Genomic DNA, 24,443 nt, shown 5'->3' with positions numbered 1-24,443 from the left:
TGGTGGAAACCTCGATTGCTGACCTATGGAGCATCACGAGCAAAACATGAGCACGTTTTTCTCCGGGCACGAAGGCGTCGTTCGACTGGTGATTGACGATGAGAACTCGCACAGTTCTTGATGACAGGCAGTCGAGTAATTTCTGCGCAGAACAGCTGCGCGCCACCGACATTGAACCATTGCAACAGATACTCGCGCCGTAATATTTCGATACGACATACGTTCGGCTTGAGAACCGTCTCTAGCGTTAGAGATGTTCTTGAAAGCACTCACAGCAAAAAGTGTGAAGCGGCTTTCGCAAGGGTAATACGTAAAAACAAATATTTACAACGGTTCCGACCATTTAATCTTAACTGGAACCGCTTTAAACGATCAGCTAAACGCTAACTCCCTCCGCAAATTTTTACAAATGCTGCGATCTTGTCTTTGAGATGAATACAGGTGAGCCGTTTTTGCATTTGATGCAGATAGAGATCGTGCGACGCGTAATCATAAATTTCGAATAAGCGATGTGGCAAGGCTTGTCACAAGTTGCTATGCCTGTCTGATCCTTTATCGGGTGCCGGGGCACTGAACCAGTCGGTGAGATCGCATCGCTGTTACCATTCTGCTGCTCTGTCCCAACAGACCAAGTTGACCGGAAACACTATGGTATCGCCTCGTCTTACGCCGCTTGTTGAAAGCCTCCCCTCCACTGTCCCTTTTGTTGGCCCAGAAACGCTCGAACTTCAGCGTTGCAAGCCTTTTTCGGCTCGTATAGGCGCAAATGAAAGCAGCTTCGGCCCTGCTCCCTCTGTCATAGAAGCCATGCGACAAGAGGCTTCCGAAGTATGGAAGTATGGTGATCCGGAGAACTATGCACTGCGTCATGCAATTGCAGCTCATCACAATGTAAAAGCCGAAAATGTCATGCCAGGTGCAGGCGTCGACGCTTTACTTGGTCTTGTGGTGAGGCAATATGTTCAGCAAGGCGACAAAGTCATCAACTCGCTTGGCGGCTATCCGACATTCAACTATCACGTCGCAGGTTTCGGCGGAACATTGCTGACGGTCCCATATAATCAGGATAGGCCTGACCTAGACGCATTGATCGAAAAAGCGCGTAAGGAAAATCCGGCGCTGCTTTACATCGCCAACCCAGATAATCCCATGGGAACTTGGCACGACGGGTCGGATATTCAGACGTTTATTGAACGCATTCCAGAAACCACAATGCTTATTCTCGATGAGGCCTATTGCGAAACTGGCCCCGCATCTGCATTCCCAGCCTTTGAACTGGATCGCCCGAACATTCTGCGCATGCGCACTTTCTCAAAAGCATATGGACTTGCAGGGATTCGAGTTGGCTATGTTCTGGGCTGCGCCGATGCGATCAAGTCTTTCGACAAGGTTCGCGATCATTTTGCCGTTAATCGGATTGCCCAAGCTGCAGCAATCGCGGCGTTGAAAGATCAGAATTATTTGCGTGGTGTGGTCAATAAAATCCATGCTGGACGAGATCGAATCGCAATTGTTGCGACGCGTCACGGGTTGAAGCCCATCCCCTCAGCTACAAATTTCGTCACTATTGATTGCGGGCATGATGGAACTTTCGCAACTGCCATTCTCAATGGGCTAATTGAGCGCGATATTTTTGTCCGCAAACCCGGTGCTCCGGTGCTGGATCGTTGCATTCGTGTGAGCGTTGGCATCGATAAGCAGATGGACATATTTGAAGCAGCAGTGCCTGAAGCAATTGCTGACGCCCGAAAAGCCCTGAACATCGCCTAACTGCGGAGAACCCAATGTCTGATCAACACAATACCCAACCTCGCAATGTTCTGTTTGGTACACTTGCCGGCCTTTGTGGTGCTCTCGCAATAGCTGCGTATGCGGGTGCGGCGCATGGAGGTGAGAATCATTTAGGTGCGATAGCGCCGCTGCTTATCGGCCACGCTCCCGCCCTTCTGGTGTTGTCATTGATTGTTCCTAACAGCCGTATTGCGAATATTGGTGGTGCGTTATTAGTGGCTGGACTGGTGCTATTCTGCGGTGATCTGTTCATGCGAGACATGACAGGCAACCGACTTTTTCCAATGGCAGCCCCTACTGGGGGAAGTTTGATGATTTTGGGCTGGCTTGTGGTTGGCATCAGTAGCTGGTTCAAGAGAGCCTGAAACCGTCTCACTTCGCAGGAACACTGCTACTTAGTTTAAACGTTACGGCAACGGCGCTCTAAAAGAAGAAGGGGCCTTGCAGATCTGCAAGGCCCCTTCTCTCTAAAACGGTGTAAGTTCAAGCCGACTTATAAGCCGTCCCAGATTTAAAATTTTTAAGCAGAACGCGGTTTCCGTCATTTCATTTAACAGGAAACGCTCCGAAATTACGAGTTGCCCTTTAGCCGTGCGTTGCAAAGGCTGTAGTAACCGCCGCCCTTCTGAACCCACTTCAGACCGCCCAATGCATTTGCATCCTTGGCTGCATGATACTGCTCAAGGCAGGTATGCATGCGGGCCTTGCCTGGAGATTCGCTAGAAAACTTCGACGAAACTGCTGTCGGAAACTTCACGCCGCGTGGTGCGGCTGCGGTTGGTGCCGCAGGTTCCGAATTACCGTCGGTGGTCAGAGCAACTGGATCAGCGCCTGGGCCACATTCCGATTTGCGGAAATCATTCCATTTCGTGCCACCATCGGTACCGGCATCTTTAGCTGCCTGATACTTGGCGCTGCACTGCTTCATTGTGAGGCTCTTCGCCCCATCATCCGCTGCTGGTGCGGCTGCATTTTTAGCTGGTGCTGCCGCTTTCTTCGCTGGCGCTGCAGGTGCCGCTGGAGTGGCTGCGGCATCGTCACCGCATTGCGTCTTGCGGAAATCATTCCACTTAGCATCGCCCAGTGTTCCAGCATCTTTGGCCGCCTGATACTTCGCACTACATTCTTTCATAGTCAGCGCACTTGCCGGTGATGAAAAAACAAAGGCAGATGCGCTCAAAATGATTGCTGTGCCAGCCAAGGCTGTGATGGTACGAATAGACATCTCGTCGCTCCCTGTCGGATACGGACTATTGAATTCGTTGCTCTTGAGCGCATTTCGATCTGATTTTTCAGATCTGCGCGCCTCAACTCTTTGCTTCAATGCGCATCTTATCCGAAAACCGTTTCACACTTTTCGGGATGCACTCCAGAACGGCTCAGTTAAGATTGAAACGTCCTAACCGTTCCGTCTCTACGCATTATCCTTACGCAAAATTGCCGCGCAGTTTTGCCGGAAATGCTTTTTTGGTTCATTCGCAGATCGCTTATCGCGACAATCAAAACATCAGTCTGCTTTGCCGGTCTTTATACCTTTTAAAGTTTCGCATCCACCGACTAGCTTGATGCCAGGCAAGTTGACTGTCAATCAGTTGCTTAATATTACCACTGTCTACAATACAAAATTTCTAACTGTCATTCTTTAGACGTTACGTAAATTTGAATGACACAAAGTAAATATATAGTAGTTCCAAACTCTTGTCCTGTCTTTATTGGAACAGAGTTAAAATGCGGGGACATCCAAGTGACACAACGGATCATGATCATTGGCGGCGCTGGCTCGGGGAAGTCTACCCTTGCAAGCATGCTCGGAAAAATCAGTGGTCTACCTGTGATTCACATCGACACCATTTACTGGGAAGCCAACTGGGTTATGCGCCCGCGCAACGAGATCGGCCGTCTTACGAACGAGGTTGCTGATCGCGATGAATGGATATTCGAAGGCAATCACAGCGAAACAATGGCGCACCGCGCATCACGTGCCGATATGCTCATATTTCTCGATATTTCGACGCCGCGACGGCTCTGGCGAATCATAAGGCGAACGTTTGGCCATTACGGCCGGTCGCGTCCGGATATGGCTGAAGGCTGTGCAGAACGCTTTGATTGGGAATTTTTCAAGTTTGTCGCCAATTATCGTAAAAATGGCCGTATTCGGGCGCTTTCGTTTGTTGAAGAGGCTTCTTCCCACCTGCAAAAATATCATTTGCGCACGCCGGGCGATGTGAAGCGTTTTCTTGTTAAAGCACAACACGAAATATTCTTAAAAAATTGACGCTTAGGAATTGCGTGAAATCAACAAAGCCCCACCTAAAATAACAATATTTCAAGCAGTGCGGGCATGTTCTCTGAATGCTATATCTGCGATGTCTCCCAAGACTTGACGCTGGCGCGTGGAGCACTCGCCCATCAGTACAGCGCGAATTTACATGCACTCAGATGGCGGAACTTTAGTTCGAGCCATTTGTGCAATCTTGTCCGGATTACCGGTTTTCGCAGCTCTGGAGTTAAACGTGGCCGATATCGCAGATAGCGCCTCCCCGCTTGCTGATGTTACCAGCGCAATGGGTTTCGATCGTCACCGTCTTTACGAAGACGCGATCGCCATGCTGATTGGCACTTCCTTCATTGCGCTGGGCATTACGCTCTATAGTCAAGCGACGCTGATGACGGGTAGCACCGCTGGCATCGCCCTTTTGATCCAGTATGCCACCGGCATCGGATTTGGCCTGCTTTATTTTCTGATTAATTTGCCATTTTATTATTTTGCAGCAAAGCGTATGGGCTGGCCATTCACGATCAGGACATTCATCGCAGTCGCGCTGATGTCGTTCTTCGCAAAAGTCATTCCGTTATGTGTCGATTTCAGTTCGATCAACCCGCTCTTCGCAGCACTAATGGGGGGAACCTTGATGGGAATGGGGGTATTGGCATTGTTCCGTCACCGCTCCGGTGTTGGTGGCGTCAACATTCTCGCCCTTTATCTGCAGGATGCCTACGGCATTCGTGCTGGCTGGTTTCAGCTTGAACTCGATGTCCTCATCATGTTTGGATCGCTGTTTTTCATCCCTCTTGAAAACATGCTGCTTTCACTGGTGGGTGCGATAGCGATGAACGCCATCATCGCGATTAACCATAAGCCGGGGCGTTATCTCGGTATTAGCTAATAAAAAAGCCGCCTGATGAGGCGGCTTTTTTGTCAGTAATCAAGCAATCTTAGTGCGCAGTCATCCATTCGCGCGCACCGCGAAGAGCTGCAGCAAGCTCTGTCTTGCTCATAGTCGCCGCCACCTGATTGCGCATGCGCTCAGCTTTCTGATTACCACGAATGGCTGCGATGTTGAGCCACTTATGCGCTTCGACCACATCGATTTCACAGTCACGACCGATAGCGTATTTCAAACCCATCTCCAGCAGAATGCGATCCTGGGAACCTGCTTTGTCGTGCTGCGTAACGCTCTGAAACTGTGTCATTTTTCTTTGTCCCTGTTAAATCCCGAGAACCGTCCGCTCTTTGTTTCCGAGACTGGCTTTCACCGTCTTGGAACTGTCGGATCTGTCGTTCCGTTCATGGTCTTTAAGATAAGCGACAGGATTAAAATGCGCGTTAAAACAGATGCTTAACAAGGGGACAACGAAATCCCAACAAGGAGTAAACTTGGGAATTCGTTAAACATCCAAACCATCTGAATTACAGCGTTTTTCGGAAATAGGGATGTTTTTCACCTTCTCGCTTGGAAACCAGATGATAACCATGGTGCAGATTGATGGGCCAAAGCGTGTTCAGAACTGAATGAATGAGATCGATGTTCTAGCTTTTATTTACCCCGTATTTGGCTTCAAAGCCGCTTCACACTTTTGGCGATGCATTCTGGAAACATTGCTATCAGCGAATTCGAGCACGCAAATTATCCCTCTTCCGCTCCGACCAAAACTCGATTACGTTTACGTTTGCGTAAGTATTCTGCAAGGCCTGAAACCTTGTGGCATTTTGGGAGGAATGCATGATCCGCAATTTTATTATGGGAATGACTGCAGCTGTTGCATTGACGGCGGGTCTGTCTGCTCCAGCATTTGCCGATGAGGCAATTGTAGGCACATGGAAGCGTCCAAACGGCACGATCATCAGCTACGCTGCATGTGGTGGCGGCAAATACTGCGGCACCGTGCAGACCGGTGAGTATAAGGGCAAGTCAATCGGCTCGATGTCCGGTAAAGACGGCACCTATAAGGGCGAAGTCAACAAGCTTGATGAAGGCAAGACCTATACCGGCAAGGCCAGCGTTAAAGGCAACACGCTATCGCTATCCGGATGCGTTATGGGCGGATTGATCTGCAAGAGCGAAAGCCTGACACGCCAATAAGCAATGCATGAGAGCAGCAATTAAAGCACCGATCTGACAGAAGCAGATCGGTGCTTTATTATTTTTCCGCGCATCTGAACCGAGAGGCCGTTCGGGATGCGCTGTAGAAACCGCTATTTAGCGAGCCTTCTGGCCGAACAGGATTTTCTGAGCTTCCTTGTCATTTGCCAGATTAGACTTTTCTCGCTCTTCTTTGCCGACCACAAGGCCACGCTGCACAGCCGGACGCGTGTTCATCGTTTCATGCCAGCGCTTGAGGTTTGGGAAATCTTCCAGATTCTGATCATAATTCTTGTAAGCATTGATCCAGCCGATACTCGCCATGTCAGCAATAGAATATTCGCCTGTAATATATTCCTTACCTTCAAGCTGACGGTTCAGGACGCCATAGAGGCGATTAACCTCATTGGTGTAGCGATCAATACCGTACTGCACCTTTTCCGGCGCATAGACACGGAAATGTCCGGCCTGCCCCGACATCGGCCCCAGTCCGCCCATCTGCCACATCAGCCATTCATCGACGGCCACACGCTTGCGTTCATCGGTCGGATAAAACTTGCCGAACTTTCGACCGAGATATTGCAGAATGGCACCCGATTCAAACACCGAAATTGGCTCGCCGCCCGGGCCTTCAGGATCAATTATGGCTGGCATACGATTATTCGGCGCAATTTTGAGAAAATCCGGCTGAAACTGATCACCTTTGCCGATATTCACATATTTGACTTCATAAGGAACACCAAGCTCCTCCAGCATAATGCTAATCTTGAAGCCGTTCGGTGTAGGCCAATAGTAAAGCTCAATGGGTTTTGTCTGTTCAGCCATGGGTATCTGTCTCCCGCTTTCTTGGCTTTGTCCGCATTTCCGATGCGGGCTAACATAGGCTCCGTGTAGCCCGGCACAAGAGCGAAGCGATCAAGTTAATGAAACATCAATATTTTTGAACGCCGGATGAATGCGGCTCTCAGGAGCAGTTCAGGTGAGACCCGTAAACTCAAACCCGTAGAACGAACAATTTCGATAGTCGGGGGAACCATGCTGCTGTGGCGCGTTACAATAGTCTGTCTGATGATCGCGGGGATTGCGATCATTGCTGGCCTTTTTGTTGATCGAAAATATGACGTTTATCGTGATCAGCCAGTCGTTGCCCCCATTACAGCGATGCAACTCAAGCATATGAGCGGAGGCCAACAATTATGATGTCCCGCTTTCGTATCTCCGTAAGAATTGCATTTCGCGTTCTGCTGTTCACTGCCGTATTCACTGGGCCTGCTGCAACATTCGCTTATACGCAAATCGGCCAGAAAGCACATATGAGCGGGGCCGGCCTCGTGCTTTATGTAAGCCTGCAAAGAAGTGCGTAAACAGGGACATGCGACTGTCATGGAGTTTGCTATACTAAGCCATGACACAGCGAATCGAACAAACTTTCATCCCTGATATCAAAACCCCTCCCTTTGTGGAGCCGGAAGTTTTTACCGATGCAGGCGCGGCGGTTGCCGCGCTGCGCAAGCTTTATGACCGCAATACCGAATTTCTGCGCAAGGCTTTTGAGCAACTTGCACGGGGTGAAGTTCGCCCGCAACGCTATCGCGCATTTTATCCTGAAATCTGCCTATCTACTTCCAGCTTTGCCCACGTGGATACGCGTCTCGCTTTCGGTCATGTGACCACACCGGGAGACTATTCGGCCACGATCACGCGGCCAGATCTCTTCGATCATTATCTCAACGAACAAATCCGCCTTCTGATGCGCAATCATGGCGTAGCAGTCACGGTTCGGGAATCGGCCACTCCAATTCCTATTCATTTTGCTTTCATTGAAGGTACTTATGTCGAGGCATCGGTTGCCAATGCCTTCACGCATCCGTTGCGCGATCTGTTCGATGTACCGGATCTGGCGGCAACCGACGACAAGATCGTCAATGCAGATTTCGATCCGATTCCCGGTGAACCAATGCCGCTGGCACCTTTCACCGCGCAGCGCGTGGACTACTCGCTGCACCGCCTTGCGCACTACACGGCGACAAGCCCCAAGCATTTCCAGAATTTCGTCCTGTTCACCAACTACCAGTTCTACATGGATGAGTTTTGTGATTATGCCCGTAGGCTTATGGCAGAAGGCGGCGGTGGATATGAAAGCTTTGTCGAGCCCGGCAATGCGATAACGCGCGCAGGTGAATCGTCGCCCAGCAGCGGAATTCCACTACAACGCATGCCGCAGATGCCAGCTTATCATCTGCAACGCGCTGATCATTCCGGTATTACAATGGTCAATATTGGCGTCGGCCCTTCCAATGCCAAGACCATCACAGACCACATCGCGGTGCTGCGTCCACACGCATGGCTAATGCTGGGTCATTGCGCAGGTCTGCGCAACAGTCAGCAGCTTGGTGATTATGTGCTGGCGCATGCTTATATGCGCGAAGATCACGTCCTTGACGACGACCTTCCTGCATGGGTTCCTCTGCCAGCGCTTGCCGAAATTCAGGTAGCACTTGAAGAAGCTGTCGAAGAAATCACCGGTCTTGAAGGCTATGATCTCAAGCGCATTATGCGCACCGGCACGGTCGCGACAATCGATAACCGGAATTGGGAACTTCGCGATCAGCGCGGTCCGGTTCAGCGTCTTTCGCAAGCGCGTGCGGTTGCGCTGGATATGGAATCGGCCACGATTGCCGCCAACGGCTTCCGCTTCCGCGTTCCTTACGGCACACTTCTCTGCGTTTCCGACAAACCGCTCCATGGCGAACTGAAACTGCCGGGCATGGCGACAGAATTCTATAAGCGTCAGGTCGCTCAGCATTTGCAGATCGGTATTCGCGCGATGGAAAAGATCGCGGCAATGCCGGATGAGAGACTGCATTCACGCAAGCTCAGAAGCTTCTACGAGACAGCCTTCCAATAAAAATAAGTCAGTAGGGCAATAGGTGAGTGGGGTAGTATGTTTTTCGCGAATACATACTACCCTCTCTCCATCATGGCGCCGTAATCAGCGACTAGACGCGTATCATGTCAAAACGCCGCGAAAACCTTTCACTTTTTCTGCTAATCACCGCTGTTCTCGTGTCAGTTCCACTTGTGCTTGGCTTTCTCGGATCAGCGCATCCCGCGCTTGATTCATTCGCTCATTTCCGTCCATATCTTGGAATTTTGATGGCATTGCTCGCAATCCCGCTTTTGTTCACAATGATGCGGCGCGAAGGTGCAATGATCCTGTTGTTTGCGATCCTTGCATTCAGCACGACACTTGGTGCGGCACGCAATTTGCTTGATGGATCAACCTCTGCACAGGCTAATGTTCCTGTGGCAGGTGCGCGCTATAGTCTGGTTCAGATCAATCTGCGCTACAATAATCCTGAGCCAAAGCGCGTGTTGCAAATGATCGCGCAGGAAAAGCCTGACGTCATCACCTATCAGGAAGCTGGTTCAGACTGGGCCACGTGGATCGACATTCTGAAGGGCACCTACCCTTATCATTTTGAATGTCACAAAGACGGAAGCAATATGGGTGTCGGCATTCTGTCACGCCGCCCCTTCAGCGAAGGTAGCGAGCAGACCTGTCTTGGCGATGACCGCCTTGCCATGACTTCCATCGATTTCAGCGGCACAAGGGTCAATGTCGCAGCTTATCACTCGGTCCTGCCATGGCCTTTTAGTCAGGCGACTGTCATCAATGCGCTGGTGCCGGAACTGCAAAAGATCACCGGTCCTTCAATCATTGCCGGTGATTTCAATGCTACGCCGTGGAGTAATGCAGTCTATCGCATCGAAAAAGCGTCGAGTACAAAAGCCATCACCGGTATTGGTGGCACATGGATGCCCCAAAGTCTGCCTGTAAAACTCGCATCTTTCATTGGCCTGCCAATTGATCAGATTTTGGTGAGTCCTGACATCGAAGCCCCTGTCGCCGCTTCACGCGAAGAAGCTGGTTCCGATCACCTGCCAGTAAGGCTAGAGTTTTCAGTTCCCTTGCCTCAACGACAAGATGAAGACGAACCAGAAACCCAATCAGTTATGCTCCAATAAAAAAGGCGGTTTAAAACCGCCTTTTGTTAACTCTGCTTTCCCGTGAACATTACATGTTTACGTAAACCGGTCCCTCGCCGCCTTGTGGCGGAACCCAGTTGATGTTCTGGTTCGGGTCCTTAATATCGCAAGTCTTGCAGTGGACGCAGTTCTGCGCGTTGATTACAAAACGAACATCCTTGGCCTGCGGATCAGCCGCTGAATTGCCATCAGCATCAACCCACTCATAAACACCTGCCGGGCAGTAGCGTGTCGATGGTCCTGCAAAGACGTCGTGTTCAGATATCTGCTGCAGCTTCACGTCCGCGACCTGCAGATGAACAGGCTCGTTTTCATCGTGATTGGTGTTCGACAGAAACACTGATGAGAGGCGGTCAAAAGTCAGCACACCATCCGGCTTTGGATAGGTGATCTTTTTGTGCTTCGCTGCCGGTTCCAGTGCCTGCGCGTCGGTCTTGCCATGCTTCAACGTACCGAAGAACGAAAATCCGAAAAGCTGGTTGGTCCACATATCGAGGCCACCGAGCGCCACACCCACGACCGTTCCGAACTTGGACCACAATGGCTTGACGTTGCGGACTCTTTTGAGGTCCTTGCCAATTGCACTGTCGCGCCAGCTGTTTTCGATCTCGATCGGCTCATCATTGGCTCGACCAGCGGCAAGAGCCTCTGCGATCTTATCGGCAGCAAGAATGCCCGAAAGGACTGCATTATGGCTCCCTTTGATGCGTGGTACGTTCACAAAACCGGCCGAACAGCCGATTAGTGCGCCGCCCGGGAAGGAAAGCTTTGGTACCGACTGGAAGCCACCTTCAGTAATGGCGCGAGCGCCATAGGACAACCGCTTGCCGCCCTCAAAAGTATCCCGGATCGCTGGATGTGTCTTGAAACGCTGAAACTCTTCGAACGGAGCCAGATACGGGTTCTTGTAGTTGAGATGCAGCACGAAGCCGACCGCAACCATATTGTCTTCGAGGTGATAGAGGAATGAGCCGCCACCGGTCTTCATATCGAGCGGCCAGCCAAACGAATGCTGCACCAGACCCGGCTTATGCTTGGATGGATCAACCTGCCAAAGTTCCTTGAGGCCGATACCAAATTTTGCTGGCTCGCGACCTTCATCAAGCTTGAACTTCGCTATCAGTTCCTTGGCAAGCGAACCGCGCGCACCTTCCCCGATCAGCACATATTTGCCGAGCAGAGCCATGCCGCGCGTATAGTTCGGACCGTGTGTGCCATCGCGTTCAATGCCCATGTCGCCAGTTGCGACACCAATCACAGCGCCTTCATCATTATAAAGCACTTCAGTCGCCGCAAAGCCCGGATAGATTTCAACGCCAAGTTCTTCAGCCTTGGTACCAAGCCAACGGCAGACATTGCCAAGAGACACAATGTAATTGCCATGATTGTTCATCAATGGCGGCATGGCGAAATTCGGTAGACGCACCGAGCCTGCAGGACCGAGCAGCAGAAAATGATCTGCGGTTACTGGTGTTTTGAACGGGTGTCCCTCTTCATCACGCCAGCCCGGCAGCAGTTGATCGATACCACTTGGATCGACGACTGCGCCTGACAGAATATGAGCGCCGACTTCCCCGCCCTTTTCAAGAACGACGACTGAAAATTCGGGATTGATTTGTTTGAAACGGATAGCCGCAGCAAGGCCAGCAGGGCCTGCGCCAACAATCACAATATCAAATTCCATGCTCTCGCGCTCGGGAAGCTCCTGGCTCGCGATTGCTGGGGCTTCGGACATTTGTGCCTCCGTCGGGTTTACATTTTCCCCTCACTATTTCAGCGCGGGCAATGCATCCAATTGTTTTTGCTCATGAACCTATCGCGAATGGGGATAAACCATATTCGGACAGGCCTTGTTTCCCCTTAAAACGCTTTCAATCCGAATACATCAGATCGCGCCCTAACGTTTTGTTCTAACGCGCATCATATCCGAAAACGCTTCTTACTATTCCGCATGCGCTCCAGTTGCTTTACCCTCTCGCAGAGTTAAAGACTGTCGCATATGCGTCCAATTGTCCAAAATCACTGCAAAAATTACCTTCATAGTATTGACCTTAACGTAAACGTCAATTCTTAAACGGCCAACCGTCTGGTTGTGGGCTATTGTGACGCAACGCATCGTCCCTTCATAAAAATATTAGCTCTCAGTTTTGGGAGACATGCAGGTTGGTTTCTACGCATGTCTTTATCCGAAAACCGGTTCCTACTTTGGGGAGACATGCTTTAATCACTCTATAAACCGGAATTATGCACTACGCTCTTGCAATCGACGTCAAAATTCGCCACCTCAATCTGTGAGGTAAAAACATGATCGATGACCGGGAAACACTGGATATGGAAGGTCTGCTTCGCTTTTACGCGGAAGCGGGCGTCGACATGCCACTTTCCGACACGCCAATCGATCGCTTTGCAGAACCACAGCGTCAGCTGGCACGGTCGGCACCAGCGCAGGAAGACAGATCTACGGCGCAAACAGACCGCGCGCGTCCGCAACAACAGCAGCCGCGCCAAGCAGCAGTCCCCTCACCCACAAGCCGCCCTGTGCAGGCTGCAACTGACGTTCCAGACGGCGCGCAGATCGCGCTTGCCCGTGAAGCAGCTTCCCAAGCTGCAACGCTGGAAGAACTGCGCGAAAAGCTCGCAGCATTTGATGGCTGCAATCTAAAGTTCACTGCAAAAAACCTCTGTTTTGCAGACGGCGATCCATCGTCAGACATCATGTTTGTCGGTGAAGCGCCGGGGCGTGATGAGGACATAGAAGGACTACCGTTCGTCGGTAAATCCGGACAGCTGCTCAACCGAATGATCGAGGCCATTGGTCTCAAGCGCGAGAATGTCTATATCGCCAACACAATTCCATGGCGTCCGCCGGGCAATCGTACACCCACGCCGGTCGAAACTGAATTGTGCCGCCCATTTATTGAACGACAGATTGAACTTGCGGCACCGAAAATACTGGTCGCACTGGGCGGTCCTGCCGGTAAGGCGTTGACGGGGGCGGCTGAAGGTATTTTGCGCCTGCGCGGCAACTGGAAAGTGCATCGCACGCCTTCAGGCATTGAAATTCCTGTTATGCCAACACTGCATCCGGCTTATCTGCTGCGCACGCCCGCACAGAAGCGCTTTGCCTGGCGTGATTTTCTCGCTGTAAAAATGAAGCTCGCCGAATTAGGCGATTGATATTCCTTCATTTCGGTGGCATCGGCAGCAAGACTGTCACCAACATGCCGCAAACATGCAGTAGTTCGCATTTTGAACGGTGCCTGACGGTAACAGGTATTCTTTAAATATAGTCCGTGTGGACAATATAGCCCTTCGTGGAGTTCATCATGGCTGGACAGCTCCTGCCCATTGCCGCCTTGTTGGCAAGCACATTTCTCATGCTGCTTGCAGGTGGGCTTGCGGGTATTCTCCTGCCCATCCGTGGCGGGATCGAAGGCTGGTCGACCACGACTATAGGTTGGATGGGAACTTCCTATTCACTGGCTTTCACAATGGGCTGCATCCTGATCCCACATCTGGTGCGACGCGTCGGGCATGTGCGCGTGTTTTCAGCCTTGCTGACACTCCTCTCCATTGCACTGCTCCTGCATTCACTGATCATAAGCCCTTATGCCTGGATGATCTTTCGCGGCATCGCAGGCTTCTCGCTTGCCGGCTCCTACATGATTATCGAAAGCTGGCTGAATGAACGCGTTACAAATGAAACGCGTGGCAAGATTTTCTCGTTCTATATGATCATCACCATGCTTGGTCTGATGTGTGGACAATATATCCTGCCATTTGGCGATGCGACGACCGTTACGCTCTTCATCGTCTGCGCCATCATCTATGCAAGCGCCCTGCTGCCAACCACACTTTCAAGTGCGCAATCGCCAAACCCGCTTACTCAGGCTTCACTCGATTTGAAAGGCCTCTATCGCCGCTCTCCGGCTGCCGCCATTGGCTCTTTCATTGCTGGTATTGTGGCTAGCACATGGAGCTTTCTCGCTGCGATCTATGGCGAAATGAATGGGCTTACAACCTTTGGCATCGCGACCATGCTTGCCTGCGCCATGATCGGTGGCGCAATTTTTCAGTACCCAATCGGTCGTGCCTCTGACCTCGTAGACCGTCGAATTGTGATGGTCATAGCCGGTGTTATCGGGTTTGTCCTGTCGGCTGTCATGCTGTTGATTCATCCAACATCGCCTTACGCGCTTTACATCATGATGTTTCTTTTCGGCTCTGTGCTCTACCCGATCTACAGTCTTAATGTAGCGCACGCCAATGACTACGCCGATGCCAATGAATTTGTGAAAATCTCCGGCGGATTGCTGATAATCTATGGCTGCGGCAGTGTGCTTGGACCGGCAATTTCAGGCCCTATGATGGATCTCATCGGCGCGTCTGGCTTCTTCGTGACCATGGCCGTTGCCTATGCTATCTACGGATTACACGCCTTCTGGCGTATTCGGCGGTTCGAGCGTCCTGCAATCAGTGATCAGAAAACTGAATTCAAGTTCCATACGCCCGATGGTCAATCGACACCCGAAACAATGCAGCTTGATCCGCGCGCTGAGGGAACGCCGGGGCAAGCATGAGGTTACTGTGACTGTTGGGGGGTATTCGCCTTGTGTGGTTCAATCGCCAGCTGATGCTCGCGGTAGATGATATATCCGCCGGCTGCCATGACAATGGCACTGCCTACGAGCATTTCAAAAGTCGGAATATCACCAAAAAACAGAAAGCCTATCCCCAGGCCAAGCAGCATTGATGTGTATTCAAATGGTGCAATCGTGCTCATCGGTGCATGCCGATAGCATTCGGTCAGAAGGATTTGAGCGATACCACCAGCAATACCCGCACCAATCAGCATTGCGAGCTGTGGTCCGGTCGGCATGACCCAGCCGAACGGAACACTGACCAGCGCAATAACACTGGCGGAAATCGAGAAATAGATAACGATTGTCGAGGTGCGCTCTGTCTGCACAAGGCGACGCACCAGCATCATCGCAAAAGCAGCCATGACCGCCCCCCCAAGAGCCGCAAGCGCACCCATGGCTTCGTTATGTCCGACATTGCCTTCAGCAAATAAGGTCATGCGTGGCCAGATGATTATCATTACGCCTAAAAGGCCGATAATCACCGCACTCCAGCGATAAAGCCGGACGACTTCATGCAGGATTAGAGCGCCCAGCACCACAGCAATTAGGGGAGACGCGTAATTGATTGCAATTGCTTCAGGCAAAGGTAGCTTGGTCAGGGCATAAAAGCTCAGTGACATCGCACCCACACCAACCATCCCGCGCCAGAAGTGACTGAAGCCGTGACGGGTTTGAAGAATGCCGGAGAGTTGCCCGCGCAGAGCGAAATAGACAAGGATCGCCAGTACTGCGAAGAATGAACGGAAGAAGATCAATTGACCAAGTGGAATGCCCTCAGCAGCTTTGAGCAAGGTCGACATGCCCACAAAAACAGCGACAGAAGCGACTTTAAGGCTGATCCCCAACATCGGGTTGTTCTGAAGTAGATCAGGCTCGATAGTTTCGCTGACCTGAACATTTGCGGAGGCCGCGTCCGGAAGGGACTTCACAACGCAATTCCTTAATCGGGAGATATGGAGCATGGCGGGAAATTACAGTTATCGCGCTATCCATAGGCCTGTTCGTAATAAAGTTCCAGCCAAGCAGAGAGCGGCATGTAAAAAATATTGAGCAACTTCGCTTTTCTTGTCGTTTGCTAAAAAGCCGGATACGACTCTTGCATCGAAGTGCTTGGAGCGCCTTTCGATTTGATTGACCCCGATCGGCGCTCTCATGATTTATTTCAACGCGCATCTTGCCCGAAAACCGTTTCACACTTTTCGGGATGCGCTTCAAAGAAGAGTTTCGCAATGCGTACTGAAACTGGTCAGACATTCCGCCTCGAAGACTATCGCCCAACGCCTTACGCTATTCCAGAAACGAAACTCGACTTCATCCTTGAGCCGGAAAAGACAATCGTTCGCGCCCAACTGACCATCGAGCGCCGAGCGGGCACGCCTGCAGGAACGCCACTTATTTTGGACGGCGATGAGCTGAAGTTGATCAGCTTGAGCCTGAACGGAGCATCGCTTAGCGACAACGGCTATTCAGTGACGCCCGATCAGCTCGAAATCACCGACCTGCCCGATACAGACCGTTTTACGCTTGAGATCGTCACCGAAGTTAATCCGACGACAAATCGCCAGCTCTCAGGGCTTTATCGGTCGAGCGACGTCTATTGCACACAGTGCGAAGCGGAGGGTTTCCGTCGCATCACCTTTTACTATGACCGGCCGGACGTGCTTTCCGTTTATACGGTAAGCATTGACGCCAAGAAGACAGCCGCCCCAATTTTGCTCGCGAATGGCAATCCCGTTGAGCACGGTGTTGTGCCAAGCGATGCCGATCGGCATTTTGCCGTCTGGCATGACCCGCATCCGAAGCCGTCCTATCTCTTTGCCCTTGTCGCGGGTTCGCTCGATGTTGTGAAAGACCATTTCACCACGCAATCAGGACGCCCAGTCGATCTCGCTATTTATGTCGAGCATGGCAAACAGGATCGCGCGCTTTACGCCATGGATGCACTCAAGCGTTCCATGCGTTGGGACGAGGAAAAATTTGGTCGCGAATACGATCTGGACGTCTTCAATATCGTTGCAGTTTCCGACTTCAATATGGGAGCAATGGAAAACAAAGGCCTCAATGTCTTCAACGATAAATACGTGCTGGCTGATTCCGATACAGCAACGGACGTTGATTATGCAGGCATTGAAGCGGTTATTGCGCATGAGTATTTTCATAACTGGACCGGCAATCGCATCACGTGTCGCGACTGGTTCCAGCTGTGCCTCAAGGAAGGCCTGACGGTTTATCGCGATCACGAGTTTTCTGCGGATGAGCGCTCGCGCCCTGTGAAACGCATCGCGGAAGTGAAAATCCTCAAAGCCCAACAATTTCCCGAAGATAGCGGCCCACTCTCGCATCCGGTTCGCCCGCGCGAATATAGCGAGATCAATAATTTCTACACGGCGACCGTCTATGAAAAAGGTTCTGAAGTGGTGCGCATGATCCGCACCATCATCGGCGCTGATCTGTTCCGCAAAGGCATGGACCTCTATTTCGAACGCCATGACGGAGAAGCGGCGACCATTGAAGACTTCATCAAAGTTTTTGCTGACGTTTCTGGACAGGATTTCTCACAATTCTCGCTTTGGTACGATCAGTCTGGAACACCCAAAGTCGAAGCGAGTTTCGACTTTAATGCTGAAAAAGAAACCTTCACCATAGAGTTTGCGCAATCGCTCGCACCGACTCCTGGGCAGCCAACAAAGAAGCCAATGCATATTCCGATCGCCTTTGGCCTTCTGGGATCAAACGGCAAAGATATTCTGCCCTCATCAGTCGAGGGCGGAGATGCTCATGATGGTGTTATCCATCTGCATCGGGCGTCGGAAACCATCGTCTTTCATGGCATCAAAGAGCGCCCCGTCCCGTCATTACTACGTGGCTTCTCCGCGCCAATCAATCTGATCTCCCCGCTTGATGCGGACGACCGTATATTCCTGGCATTGAACGACAGCGATCCTGTCGCCCGTTGGCAGGCCCTGACTGGCATTTTCACGCAAGCCCTGCTCGACGGTGCCAAACGTGTGCGGGGCAGCCATGAACCGGAAATTGACAACAGGATCATTGAACTTGCAGGGCGCGTTGCCTCCGACGAAACGCTTGATGCGGCCTTCCGAGCACTTTGTCTGACCTTACCGACTGAAAGCGATATAGCGCGTGAGATGGGTCACAATGTTGACCCTGATGCAATTCGCGCAAGCCGCGATCACCTCATCACGGCAATCGTATCCGCTTATGCGGGCAATTTCGCATCGCTTTATGCAAGCTTGCAGCAGGAAGGAACGTTCTCGCCAGATGCCGTGTCAGCTGGCAAGCGCGCATTGCGCAACGTGCTTCTCGACTATCTCAGCCGACACGAAAACACCCCTGCCCGCGCTGCCCAGCAGTTTGCTGACGGCGATAACATGACCGATCGCGCAGCCGCTCTCAGCGTATTGGTGCATCGCTTTGGTGACAGCCATGAAGCTCAGGGCGCTCTTGCATCATTTGAAAAGCGGTTTGGTGACGACGGGTTAGTAATGGACAAGTGGTTTATCGTGCAAGCAACACGCCCCGGCGAAAAAGCGCTTGATGCCGTTCGTGCGCTTACTAAACACAAGCTCCTTTCGTTCGACAATCCAAACCGGGTACGTGCACTGATCGGGGCTTTTTCTGCAAGCAACCCAACCGGGTTCAATCGCAAGGATGGTGCGGCTTATAGTTTCTTCGCCGATATCATTCTCGCGATCGATCCGGAGAACCCGCAGCTTGCAGCGCGTCTTCTCACTGCTTTGCGCTCATGGCGCTCACTCGAAGATACGCGTCGTGAACATGCGCGTGCTGCACTGGCTCGCATCGCCGGAACTCCTAAGCTGTCGACCGATCTTCGCGACATCGTGGACCGAACCCTCGCCTGATTCGCGAATCATATATTGCTACTTGCTGATTCGTTACGCTCGGCCCCAAAATGGGCCGGGCGCAACCGTTCTGCCGTCATCCAAGCAAAACCGCATAAAACCTGCAAAGACTTACGGCTTTAATGAGTCTTTTCATGATGTTAGATGAGCACTCTCTCAAACTGATTCCGCTTAACAGGTTGAGATTCAACAGAAAAACCAAGTGCGGCGGCGGTGTTTTTTACATCTCGTTAACGAATTCACTGGACAGCGCGAATCACTTTTGATTCATTGAAGCTGTTCGGAGATGGCGTATTCCGAAACATTTTGAGTAGAGATTTCAGTTCAAGCAGTTTCGGGCGGACAGCGCTTCCGGCGCATCTTGGGAACTGTCACGGCAAATCAAGAGGGGCCAACAGATGGCAAGCACCGACGCGTACGACGCGACGGCGGGGAAGCATCGCGACTCCGGACGGAAGCGGAAGAAAGGCAGGCTCTCGGGGCATGCCAAGCTTCTTGCGGGTCCTGCCTACGGTAAGTTCGTGGCGGTTGAGCCCGTATTGCGTCGTCTTGTTCCGGCCCTCATCATCATCTTTCTCATCATACTTGGCGTGGCGCGCGTGTTCTCGATGTTATCGTGGCGCGAAGACATCGAATTGCAGCACAAGGCAGCCTTGTCCGCCGCGACTGCCAATCTGGCGCAGATGATCGAGCGTGCAGCGAATGGCACGCAGGCTGGTGCGCAAATGGCGCCCAAAGATCTTGATAATACCATTGCGGAATTTCGCTCCCGCGGTCTTTCTTCGAGCGGCATGACGATTGCTCTGGTCAATGACGATTCAGTCATCGTCACAGCCTCCGGCCCCGCAACCAACATCGTCGGCAAACAGGCCGATGATGTGTTTAGCGACATCCAGCCCCTGTTTATGTTTGCGGAACGTGCTGGCGTTTTGACAGTCGTCATGAACGGAGAAGCTGCCTACGGCACAGTGTCAAAACCAATGACTGTTCCTTACGCTATCATTGCAGCGGAACCGGAAAGCACGATATTTGCTGAATGGAAACGCGCCGTATCGCTTAACGTGACGCTCTTTGCAGGCACGACCGGAGTGATGTTTGCAATTCTCTATGCCTATTTCAGTCAGGCAGCGCGTGCCCGCGAAGCCGACGATCTTTCCGGCCAGATCCAGCGTCGTATCGATATGGCGCTTGCGCGTGGTCGTGGTGGTCTGTGGGATTGGGATATGGCACGCGGACGCATCTACTGGTCGCGCTCCATGTATGAGATGCTCGGCTATGAGGCGCAGGATGCTGTGCTTGCCTTTGGCGACGTGTCTGCAATCATCAATCCAGAAGACGGCGATCTTTATTCGATTGCGGAACAGGCAGCGGCTGGTGACATTTCGCATGTGGATCGCGTTTTCCGTATGCGCCATGCGGATGGTTCTTGGGTCTGGATGCGGGTTCGTGCCGAGATCGCGTCCGAAAATGATCTGCACCTCGTCGGCATTGCATTCGACGTCAGTGAACAGCATCGCTTTGCGCAGCAGACGGCAGAAGCCGATATGCGTATCCGGGAAGCCATCGAGAATATTTCCGAGGCATTCGTTCTCTGGGATTCCAATAACCGTCTGGTGATGGCCAATTCCAAGTTCAGCGAATACGCAGGTCTTCCGGTCTGGACACTCAAGCCCGGCGTGCCGCGCAACGAAGTTGATGCGCATACGCGTCCATTCAGCTTTGAACGTCGCATGGCGAACGAGCATAATCGCGCTGGTGGCCAGACTTTCGAACGTCAACTGAGCGATGGGCGCTGGCTACAGGTCAATGAACGCCGTACACAGGACGGTGGTTTGGTTTCCATCGGCACCGACATTACCCAGATCAAGCAGCATCAGGAACGTCTGGTGGATAGCGAACGACGCCTGATGGCGACCATTCACGACCTGTCCATTGCCCGTAAAGGTGAGCGCGACCGCGTACGTGAACTATCAGAGCTGGCTCGCAAATACGGTCAGGAAAAGGAACGCGCGGAAGCTGCAAACCGCGCCAAGTCCGAATTCCTTGCCAATATGTCTCACGAGTTGCGCACCCCGCTCAATGCAATCATCGGCTTCTCCGAAATGATTCAGGCTGGCACTTTCGGGCCACTCGGCTCCGACCGCTATGAGGAATATATCAACGACATTCACACCAGCGGTAATTTCCTACTCAACGTGATCAATGACATTCTCGATATGTCGAAGATCGAAGCGGGCCACTTTTCGCTTGATCGTGAGGAGATCGACCTCTGTCCGCTGATCAATGAAACTGTGCGCATGATTTCTTTGCAAGCAGATGAAAAAAACATCACAGTTGAGACGCGTATTGAAGAAGCCATGCAGCTCAATGCGGATCGCCGTGCCGTCAAGCAAGTGCTGATCAACCTTCTATCCAATGCGGTGAAGTTCACGTCTCACAATGGACGCATCACTGTTCGCGCACGGAAGACTGGATCAGCTCTGTTCATGACTATTCAGGACACTGGCGTCGGTATCCCGAAATCCGCTCTGCGGAAAATCGGTCAGCCGTTCGAGCAGGTCGAGAACCAGTTCACAAAATCGCATACTGGCTCAGGTCTAGGCCTTGCGATCACCAGATCTCTTGCTGAACTCCATGGCGGCTGGCTGCGCATCCGCTCAACTGAAGGCATTGGAACCGTGGTCTCGGTATGCATACCTGACCGGAGACAGGCCATTGCCTCCAGCCAACATACTGAAACCCACGCAGCATAATCAGTTTATCAGCTTGTCAAAAACGGTTCGAACATTCGAGGCCAGTTCCGTCAGGTGATGCTCCACGCGTTTAATGTCCGGCAGCTCGGCAGCGCGACAGAGAATATCAATCATTCCAGGAATGAACTCTTCACGCGTGGCGTCACTGCCAAGGCAGAGACGTATTGTTTGGCTGAGATTGGTATAGAAGCGATGCGCTTCAACCAGAGCATCAATTGTTGCTGGATCGGCGAATGAGGGATCAAGGCCAGCAAGCACTTCCTCAGTTGCAAGAGGACGCGGGGTCTTTGCGACCTTTCCAACGAGAACCGCGAACTGCGCTATGAATTCAAGATCGACAATACCGCCGGGTTTCAGCTTGAAATCCCAATCGTCACGCGGTGGCTTTTCCTGATAAATGAGGTCGCGCATTTCACGCACGTCCTTGGCTATTTTAGCCGTATCGCGCTTGGTGGATAGCACATCCTCTATTTCACCCTTGATGAAATCTATGAATGCAGCGTCGCCATGAATTGGGCGTGCGCGCGTCAGAGCCATGTGTTCCCATGTCCAAGCCTCTGTGCGCTGATATTTTCCGAATGACTCAATATGGGTTGCGACAGGGCCTTTGTTGCCCGATGGGCGCAATCGCATATCGACTTCGTAAAGCACACCTTCGGCAGTCGGAGCGGAGAGTGCAGCGATGAGGCGCTGTGTGAGCCGGATATAATATTGTGACGGAGCCAGCGGCTTCTCACCATCGGATTCTTCAGTATCCTTGTCATGTTCATAGAGCAGGATCAGATCGACATCAGAGCCTGCGGTCAGTTCGCGGCTACCGAGCTTGCCCATCGAAAGAAGCACTACCTTAGCACCCTTAACCTTACCATGACGCCGTTGCAGTTCGGCTTCAACAACCTCGAAGGCCTTACCGATCATCAGCTCAGCCAGATCGGAAAAGGCGCGCCCAGCACGGATGCCATCAATTGCACTTGTCAGCAGACGGATACCGATCAGAAAGCGATGTTCAGCCGCAAAAATACGCAGGCGATCCAAAACTTCTTCAAAATCGGTTGCAGCGCCCAGAAATGCTCGGAGCCTCTCTTCAAGATAGGTGCGGGTTGGCACTTCGGAAAAAATCGCCGGATCAAGCAAACCGTCGAAAACATGCGGCTTCCTTGTGATGATTTCGGCAAGTCGTGGCGCCGCACTCATGATCATCACGAGCAGATTGAGAAGACGCGGATTGGATTGCAGCAGACTGAAAAGCTGAATGCCCGCAGGCAAGCCTTGCAGAAACCCATCGAAACGCAAGAGCGATTCATCGGCGCGCTTGGTAGCAGCAAAGGCTTGTAATAAGGCTGGGGTCAGTTCAGTGAGGCGTTCGCGCGCTTCTGCTGATTGCGTGGCGCGATAGCGACCAAAGTGCCATGTGCGGATAACGCGGCAGATATCGCTGGGACGTTCATAGCCCATCGAGGCCAGCGTTTCCAAAGTACCCGGATCGTCTACATCGCCGGTGAAAACGAGATTGCCACTGGAGGAACCAAGCTCCGGCGCTTGTTCGAACAGCGCGGCATAGTGCTTTTCGACAACCTTGAGAGCTGACAGAAACACTTCGGAAAACTCTGCGGTATCAGCGTAACCCATCATATGAGAGACGCGAGCAAAGCCTTCATCGTCTTCCGGCAGAATATGGGTCTGTTCGTCGGCAATCATCTGAATGCGATGTTCTACATCGCGGAGAAAGTAATATTCTTTGGCGAGGCAATCGCGGGCTTTTTCGCTGATCCAGCCGCGCTCTGCGAGCTTTCCGAGCATCGGGACAGTTTGATTACCACGCAATTCAGGGAACCGTCCGCCTGCAATCAACTGCTGTGTTTGCACAAAGAATTCGATCTCGCGGATGCCACCACGACCGAGCTTCACATTATGGCCGCGAATGGCAATATCGCCGTGCCCCTTATGGGCGTGGATCTGCCGCTTGATGGAATGGACGTCGGCGATTGCCGCGTAGTCGAGATATTTGCGCCAAACGTAAGGGGCCAGCTCGGCCAACACCTGTTTGCCGGACTCACGATCCCCGGCAATAGGGCGCGCTTTGATCATCGCCGCACGTTCCCAATTCTGCCCGCGCCCTTCATAATAATGAAGGGCTGCACCAACTGGGATCGCTAAAGGCGTCGAACCTGGATCAGGGCGCAAACGCAGATCGACGCGGAAAACATAGCCGTCTGCCGTGCGATCCTGAAGAATGCGAACCAGACGCCGTGTCATCCGCGAAAACGTATCAACGCATTCGTAGGGATCACCGATAGCAGGACGCGTTTCGTCAACAAAGACGATAAGATCGATATCAGAGGAATAGTTGAGTTCACGCGCGCCGAATTTGCCCATGCCAAGCACAATCCAACCGCATTCCTTATCAGGGTTCTCACGGTCGGGCAGTTTGATTTTGCCCGCACTGTCCGCGTCTCGAAGCAGAAAGCGGATGGCGGCGCCCGTGCAAGCTTCGGCCAGATCGGTGAGCCAGCCCGTTGTCGTTTCTGTATTGAAGATTTGCGCCAGATCACAAAGCGCGATCAGCACATGCACCTCACGTTTTCGCTGGCGCAGACTGCTCATCAAAGAAGCTTCTGTGACGCCCTCTTCCGTGCCGGATGCGGTAATCTCGGAAAGAATATCGGCGAGTGCCTCTTCGGGCGCGGCTGTTGCAATTCTATCAAGAATGCGCGGCTTACGGATCAAGGATTCACGAATAAACGGCGACAGATCAAGAACGGCTGCAAGAAAGCTCCTGGCTTTCTCATTGTTCAGCAGTGCGGTGACGCGACCAAGCTCGTCTTCCTTTGCCCGTTCTTCAAGATCAGTCAGAAAGGATTGTGCTCGTTCAGAATCAAGCGGTGCCAGCCCACAAAGGTTACGGTCGAAAAGCAGTTCCTTTGAATTTTCAGCCGCCATGATCCCCTCTAGCATGTCACT

Annotated in this window: 18 protein-coding genes; 12 read left to right on the top strand and 6 right to left on the bottom strand. The window is 52.1% G+C overall.

Annotation, left to right across the window (positions count from 1 at the left end):
* Positions 1 to 648: 648 nt before the first annotated feature.
* Both CES85_RS12565 and CES85_RS12560 read left to right on the top strand, forming a co-directional pair.
* Positions 649 to 1,770, top strand: a complete 1,122-nt coding sequence (locus CES85_RS12565) for a pyridoxal phosphate-dependent aminotransferase (RefSeq protein ID WP_095446300.1) — start codon at positions 649 to 651, stop codon at positions 1,768 to 1,770.
* 14 nt (positions 1,771 to 1,784) lie between these two features.
* Positions 1,785 to 2,156 carry a DUF423 domain-containing protein gene (locus CES85_RS12560; RefSeq protein WP_095446299.1) on the top strand — a complete coding sequence of 124 codons (372 nt, stop codon included), beginning with the start codon at positions 1,785 to 1,787 and terminating at the stop codon, positions 2,154 to 2,156.
* A 206-nt stretch (positions 2,157 to 2,362) separates the two neighbouring features.
* Here CES85_RS12560 and CES85_RS12555 read toward each other — a convergent pair whose 3' ends face one another.
* Complete coding sequence (locus CES85_RS12555) at positions 2,363 to 3,016, bottom strand: antifreeze protein (protein ID WP_095446298.1); 654 nt, start codon at positions 3,014 to 3,016, stop codon at positions 2,363 to 2,365.
* A gap of 438 nt (positions 3,017 to 3,454) precedes the next feature.
* Between CES85_RS12555 and CES85_RS12550 the strand changes: the two genes are divergently transcribed.
* Both CES85_RS12550 and CES85_RS12545 read left to right on the top strand, forming a co-directional pair.
* Positions 3,455 to 4,066 carry a P-loop NTPase family protein gene (locus tag CES85_RS12550; RefSeq protein WP_244923280.1) on the top strand — a complete coding sequence of 204 codons (612 nt, stop codon included), beginning with the start codon at positions 3,455 to 3,457 and terminating at the stop codon, positions 4,064 to 4,066.
* Positions 4,067 to 4,304: 238 nt separating this feature from the next.
* Positions 4,305 to 4,958, top strand: a complete 654-nt coding sequence (locus tag CES85_RS12545; RefSeq protein WP_095446296.1) for a YitT family protein — start codon at positions 4,305 to 4,307, stop codon at positions 4,956 to 4,958.
* A 49-nt stretch (positions 4,959 to 5,007) separates the two neighbouring features.
* On the opposite strand, the gene CES85_RS12540 is transcribed toward CES85_RS12545, so the two are convergent.
* Positions 5,008 to 5,265, bottom strand: coding sequence for a sel1 repeat family protein (locus tag CES85_RS12540; protein WP_024897309.1), 258 nt, complete (start codon positions 5,263 to 5,265; stop codon positions 5,008 to 5,010).
* A gap of 530 nt (positions 5,266 to 5,795) precedes the next feature.
* Here CES85_RS12540 and CES85_RS12535 point away from each other — a divergent pair.
* Positions 5,796 to 6,155 (top strand): DUF2147 domain-containing protein, encoded by a 360-nt coding sequence (locus tag CES85_RS12535; protein ID WP_095446295.1) that lies wholly within the window; start codon positions 5,796 to 5,798, stop codon positions 6,153 to 6,155.
* A gap of 117 nt (positions 6,156 to 6,272) precedes the next feature.
* On the opposite strand, the gene CES85_RS12530 is transcribed toward CES85_RS12535, so the two are convergent.
* Positions 6,273 to 6,980, bottom strand: coding sequence for a glutathione S-transferase N-terminal domain-containing protein (locus CES85_RS12530; RefSeq protein ID WP_095446294.1), 708 nt, complete (start codon positions 6,978 to 6,980; stop codon positions 6,273 to 6,275).
* Between the two features lie 371 nt (positions 6,981 to 7,351).
* Here CES85_RS12530 and CES85_RS27420 point away from each other — a divergent pair, with 371 nt between their 5' ends.
* From CES85_RS27420 to CES85_RS12515, 3 genes are all read left to right on the top strand, one after another.
* On the top strand, positions 7,352 to 7,519 hold the full coding sequence (locus CES85_RS27420) for a hypothetical protein (RefSeq protein WP_167388290.1): 168 nt from the start codon (positions 7,352 to 7,354) through the stop codon (positions 7,517 to 7,519).
* A gap of 41 nt (positions 7,520 to 7,560) precedes the next feature.
* The gene (locus tag CES85_RS12520) at positions 7,561 to 9,063 is read left to right on the top strand and encodes an AMP nucleosidase (protein WP_095446292.1); all 1,503 of its coding nucleotides are present in this window, start codon (positions 7,561 to 7,563) and stop codon (positions 9,061 to 9,063) included.
* Positions 9,064 to 9,167: 104 nt separating this feature from the next.
* Positions 9,168 to 10,184 (top strand): endonuclease/exonuclease/phosphatase family protein, encoded by a 1,017-nt coding sequence (locus CES85_RS12515; protein WP_095446291.1) that lies wholly within the window; start codon positions 9,168 to 9,170, stop codon positions 10,182 to 10,184.
* Positions 10,185 to 10,233: 49 nt separating this feature from the next.
* On the opposite strand, the gene CES85_RS12510 is transcribed toward CES85_RS12515, so the two are convergent.
* Positions 10,234 to 11,940, bottom strand: a complete 1,707-nt coding sequence (locus CES85_RS12510) for an electron transfer flavoprotein-ubiquinone oxidoreductase (RefSeq protein WP_095446290.1) — start codon at positions 11,938 to 11,940, stop codon at positions 10,234 to 10,236.
* Between the two features lie 569 nt (positions 11,941 to 12,509).
* On the opposite strand from CES85_RS12510, the gene CES85_RS12505 reads away from it, so the two are divergent.
* Positions 12,510 to 13,382 carry a uracil-DNA glycosylase gene (locus CES85_RS12505; protein WP_095446289.1) on the top strand — a complete coding sequence of 291 codons (873 nt, stop codon included), beginning with the start codon at positions 12,510 to 12,512 and terminating at the stop codon, positions 13,380 to 13,382.
* Positions 13,383 to 13,531: 149 nt separating this feature from the next.
* Complete coding sequence (locus tag CES85_RS12500; RefSeq protein ID WP_095446288.1) at positions 13,532 to 14,785, top strand: MFS transporter; 1,254 nt, start codon at positions 13,532 to 13,534, stop codon at positions 14,783 to 14,785.
* Positions 14,786 to 14,787: 2 nt separating this feature from the next.
* On the opposite strand, the gene CES85_RS12495 is transcribed toward CES85_RS12500, so the two are convergent.
* Positions 14,788 to 15,696, bottom strand: coding sequence for a DMT family transporter (locus CES85_RS12495; protein ID WP_095447862.1), 909 nt, complete (start codon positions 15,694 to 15,696; stop codon positions 14,788 to 14,790).
* Between the two features lie 381 nt (positions 15,697 to 16,077).
* Between CES85_RS12495 and pepN the strand changes: the two genes are divergently transcribed.
* Both pepN and CES85_RS12485 read left to right on the top strand, forming a co-directional pair.
* Positions 16,078 to 18,729 carry an aminopeptidase N gene (pepN, locus tag CES85_RS12490; RefSeq protein WP_095446287.1) on the top strand — a complete coding sequence of 884 codons (2,652 nt, stop codon included), beginning with the start codon at positions 16,078 to 16,080 and terminating at the stop codon, positions 18,727 to 18,729.
* A gap of 398 nt (positions 18,730 to 19,127) precedes the next feature.
* Positions 19,128 to 21,482 (top strand): PAS domain-containing sensor histidine kinase, encoded by a 2,355-nt coding sequence (locus CES85_RS12485; RefSeq protein WP_095446286.1) that lies wholly within the window; start codon positions 19,128 to 19,130, stop codon positions 21,480 to 21,482.
* On the opposite strand, the gene CES85_RS12480 is transcribed toward CES85_RS12485, so the two are convergent.
* The gene (locus CES85_RS12480) at positions 21,483 to 24,422 is read right to left on the bottom strand and encodes a bifunctional [glutamine synthetase] adenylyltransferase/[glutamine synthetase]-adenylyl-L-tyrosine phosphorylase (protein WP_095446285.1); all 2,940 of its coding nucleotides are present in this window, start codon (positions 24,420 to 24,422) and stop codon (positions 21,483 to 21,485) included.
* Positions 24,423 to 24,443 lie beyond the last annotated feature (21 nt).

Origin of the sequence: Ochrobactrum quorumnocens (assembly GCF_002278035.1) — a bacterium.
Taxonomy (GTDB): domain Bacteria; phylum Pseudomonadota; class Alphaproteobacteria; order Rhizobiales; family Rhizobiaceae; genus Brucella; species Brucella quorumnocens.
This window is presented reverse-complemented; position numbering and strand designations above follow the sequence as displayed.

Bases quoted from the DNA above. Each gene is read 5' to 3' on its own strand.
- CES85_RS12565 (WP_095446300.1), top strand. From the start codon at position 649: ATGGTATCGCCTCGTCTTACGCCGCTTGTTGAAAGCCTCCCCTCCACT.
- CES85_RS12560 (WP_095446299.1), top strand. From the start codon at position 1,785: ATGTCTGATCAACACAATACCCAACCTCGCAATGTTCTGTTTGGTACA.
- CES85_RS12555 (WP_095446298.1), bottom strand. From the start codon at position 3,016: ATGTCTATTCGTACCATCACAGCCTTGGCTGGCACAGCAATCATTTTG.
- CES85_RS12550 (WP_244923280.1), top strand. From the start codon at position 3,455: ATGACACAAAGTAAATATATAGTAGTTCCAAACTCTTGTCCTGTCTTT.
- CES85_RS12540 (WP_024897309.1), bottom strand. From the start codon at position 5,265: ATGACACAGTTTCAGAGCGTTACGCAGCACGACAAAGCAGGTTCCCAG.
- CES85_RS12535 (WP_095446295.1), top strand. From the start codon at position 5,796: ATGATCCGCAATTTTATTATGGGAATGACTGCAGCTGTTGCATTGACG.
- CES85_RS12530 (WP_095446294.1), bottom strand. From the start codon at position 6,980: ATGGCTGAACAGACAAAACCCATTGAGCTTTACTATTGGCCTACACCG.
- CES85_RS27420 (WP_167388290.1), top strand. From the start codon at position 7,352: ATGATGTCCCGCTTTCGTATCTCCGTAAGAATTGCATTTCGCGTTCTG.
- CES85_RS12520 (WP_095446292.1), top strand. From the start codon at position 7,561: ATGACACAGCGAATCGAACAAACTTTCATCCCTGATATCAAAACCCCT.
- CES85_RS12515 (WP_095446291.1), top strand. From the start codon at position 9,168: ATGTCAAAACGCCGCGAAAACCTTTCACTTTTTCTGCTAATCACCGCT.
- CES85_RS12510 (WP_095446290.1), bottom strand. From the start codon at position 11,940: ATGTCCGAAGCCCCAGCAATCGCGAGCCAGGAGCTTCCCGAGCGCGAG.
- CES85_RS12505 (WP_095446289.1), top strand. From the start codon at position 12,510: ATGATCGATGACCGGGAAACACTGGATATGGAAGGTCTGCTTCGCTTT.
- CES85_RS12500 (WP_095446288.1), top strand. From the start codon at position 13,532: ATGGCTGGACAGCTCCTGCCCATTGCCGCCTTGTTGGCAAGCACATTT.
- CES85_RS12495 (WP_095447862.1), bottom strand. From the start codon at position 15,696: ATGTTGGGGATCAGCCTTAAAGTCGCTTCTGTCGCTGTTTTTGTGGGC.
- pepN (WP_095446287.1), top strand. From the start codon at position 16,078: ATGCGTACTGAAACTGGTCAGACATTCCGCCTCGAAGACTATCGCCCA.
- CES85_RS12485 (WP_095446286.1), top strand. From the start codon at position 19,128: ATGGCAAGCACCGACGCGTACGACGCGACGGCGGGGAAGCATCGCGAC.
- CES85_RS12480 (WP_095446285.1), bottom strand. From the start codon at position 24,422: ATGGCGGCTGAAAATTCAAAGGAACTGCTTTTCGACCGTAACCTTTGT.